Source organism: Paraburkholderia sp. UCT31 (assembly GCF_014397655.1).
In the GTDB taxonomy this organism is placed as follows: Bacteria; Pseudomonadota; Gammaproteobacteria; order Burkholderiales; family Burkholderiaceae; genus Paraburkholderia; species Paraburkholderia tuberum.
This window is the reverse complement of the sequence record NZ_VZQP01000151.1, coordinates 1-2,560: the sequence shown is the minus strand read 5'-3', so window position 1 is coordinate 2,560 and position 2,560 is coordinate 1. Positions and strand designations below refer to the sequence as shown.

At 60.4% G+C, this 2,560-nt stretch carries 3 protein-coding genes; all 3 read right to left on the bottom strand.

What is annotated here, in order from left to right; translation table 11 throughout:
• Window positions 1-217: 217 nt before the first annotated feature.
• The 3 genes from F6X40_RS41240 to F6X40_RS41230 all read right to left on the bottom strand — a co-directional run bounded on the left by F6X40_RS41240 (window position 218) and on the right by F6X40_RS41230 (window position 2,472).
• Window positions 218-649, bottom strand: a complete 432-nt coding sequence (locus tag F6X40_RS41240; protein ID WP_187631855.1) for a hypothetical protein — start codon at window positions 647-649, stop codon at window positions 218-220.
• Window positions 650-800: 151 nt separating this feature from the next.
• Entirely contained in the window at window positions 801-1,124 is a 324-nt protein-coding gene (locus F6X40_RS41235; protein ID WP_187631854.1) for a hypothetical protein, read from the bottom strand.
• A gap of 124 nt (window positions 1,125-1,248) precedes the next feature.
• A complete protein-coding gene (locus F6X40_RS41230; protein ID WP_316251900.1) occupies window positions 1,249-2,472 on the bottom strand; it encodes a hybrid sensor histidine kinase/response regulator in 1,224 nt (407 codons plus the stop codon).
• Window positions 2,473-2,560 lie beyond the last annotated feature (88 nt).

Here is a 2,560-nt window from a genome sequence, read left to right as displayed (position 1 = left end):
TTACCCTTACTGGTCGTTTTGACACCGCCACTTTGGCACTCTGATGCCGTCGGGTATAGCGAGGGCTCCGCCGTTCCTACTGCCTCTCCTATCCGACGCGGGAGGGAGGCGTCCATACCATCTCCTCGATTACGGCGGATGCCGTGTTGGGAAGCATTCTCTGTGTGGCGTGGTGTTTTCGCGAGAGCGTGGGTGTCATTTGTTTAATGACTCGATGTCATCGAACCTCCTTGGCGGGCCCAGGTGTTGCGCTTGTCTGATGGAGTGTTCTCAACGCCAAGTATCGAATCGCCGCTCGATGTTCGCGAAACGCAGCGGCAATCGTGCGCAGCGCTCCACGCGACCTCGTATCCGAGAGGCTCGAATGCAGCACGATTTCCGAAGGAGGAAGCGCGGGGAGCCCCAGCAGCGCGCCGACTTCGATGACACCGACCGGCGCGACCCGCTGCGCGAACGCACCGACGGCAAGCCCGGCCGAGACAGCGACGGTGACGGCCGGCGTGCCACCGCCTATGAACACGTCGATCCAGGCGATCCCCGCTGCGTCGAGCTTGCGGGTCGCGAGACTGCGCAGGTCGCACGATGTCGACAGCGATGCAAGCCGCAGCGGCGCATCGAGGCGGTCATTGGCGGAGTCCCGACAAAGCATGCCGGACTCGCGCCTCAGGGGTTGTGATTTCTACGTTTCAGATCGGCTCGGCACTGGGCGTCGCAATCACTGGCGGCGTCTTTTACGGTGCGCTTGGCGAGAGCCACGCGGCCGCGAGGCAAGACTGACTGGACGGACATCCGGGCAAACGTCATGCGGTGTGATAACGCAGCCAGAAGGTTTCGCGGCAGACGTTGTCGAATCTCTGGCTCGCCGGATCGATGCTGAGGCCGGCGGGATGCTGGATCACGACATAGTCGATCCAGCATTCGGCGCAGAGCGCATCGGAGCTCACCTGATCCCACTCGAGGGATCGGCGAATCACCGCGCCGTTGTCGAAAGCGAAGGTGATTTCCTGCTTGTGAACTTCGATGTCCTGTTCGCGCCAGGTCTCCGTTGAAACGTCCTGGCGCACGATCGTCACAGGGCCGGACAGCCCATGAATGGAGCTGACATAGGAAACAAGTTTACTCATGCTTTACGAACCGAAGTTGCCGCGTATCGCGCAACAGGGCCGACAAGTATACATGCGACTGCGCGGCAGCTTCGTTCGCACCGACCTCGCCCCTTTTCGGGGCGAGCACGGCCACAAACCTCTCTCAGTGCTGCCCCTCGAGGCGATAGTCGGATCGGCAGGACACCGTCAACTTCACAACGAGTCCGGGATGGTTGTCCACCAGTGTCAGCGTGCCTCTATGCAGCGTTGCGACACCTTTCACGAGCGCGAGGCCGAGCCCGACGCCCGGCGTTCCCCGGCTCGCATCGCCCCGGTAGAAGCGCTCCGTTACCTTCGCCTTCTCGGCAGCAGGAACGCCCGGGCCATCGTCCGCTACTTCAATCTCGATGAGCCCTTCGCGCTCGCTCACTGTCACATGCACGCGCGAACATGCGAACTTCAGTCCGTTATCAATCACGTTTCCGACTGCTTGCGCAATCAGTAGCGGGTCCACAACCGCTTCCAGCTCGGCGGGACAAGTCTGCGACAGGGCAATCCCTCGAAGGTCGCCTAGCGGTTGGTAAAACTCCACCGCTTCGGAAACGATATCTGCAACATTGCTCGCAACAAAGCCTGACCTTCGCACCCCTGCATCGATCTCCGCCAGACGAAGAAGGGCATTAAAAATGCTGATCACCCGGTCGATATCGGTGAGCGAACCCTCCAGGCGCTCAAGCGTGTCGGCGTCGACCTTCTTCTTCAAATCGAGAATCATCACCTCCATCCGCGTCCGGAGTTCAGTCAGAGGCGTTCGCAAATCGTGAGCGATTGCATTCGATGTGTTGCGCACGCTACTGATCATCTCGACCAGCGCCTCCTGGGCGGCCTGCCGCCTCTCCACCTCGTCGTGCAAGCGTGCATTGCTCTCTTGCAGGACCTTCTGTAGCCGCCGGAACTTCACGTGGGTTCTCACTCGCGCGAGGAGTTCTTCCATCTGCAAGGGCTTGGTGACGTAGTCGACGGCCCCGACCTGGAACCCCACGGTCTTGTCCTCGGTGTGCGACAGTGAGGTCATGAAGATGACGGGGATGTCCCACGTTTCCGGGGTCGCTTTCAAACGGCGGCAAACCTCGAACCCATCCAGACCCGGCATCATCACGTCGAGCAGTATCAGGTCCGGACGTACGAGGGCCGCGCGACTCAGCGCCTCTTCACCGTCCCGGGCAATCGAGACGTGCAAACCGCTCCCCTCAAGAAAGTCTACGACCAGGCCCAGATTCGGTGCCGTATCATCAACCACCAGGACTACGGGCGGATTTTTCTCGAACTCATCCGACATGTGCACTAAGGAAACGCTGATTAATGGAGCTCGGCGGTCATCGCTCACGTAGCCGAAGACGTTATAGAAGGCAGCTCACAGAACGGACTCACGAGGATGAAGAGGCAGATCGGCTTCGCGGAAGCGGAAATTGCAG

Excerpts from the sequence above, each read along its gene's own strand:
- F6X40_RS41240 (WP_187631855.1), bottom strand. The coding sequence starts at position 649 with ATGCTTTGTCGGGACTCCGCCAATGACCGCCTCGATGCGCCGCTGCGG.
- F6X40_RS41235 (WP_187631854.1), bottom strand. The coding sequence starts at position 1,124 with ATGAGTAAACTTGTTTCCTATGTCAGCTCCATTCATGGGCTGTCCGGC.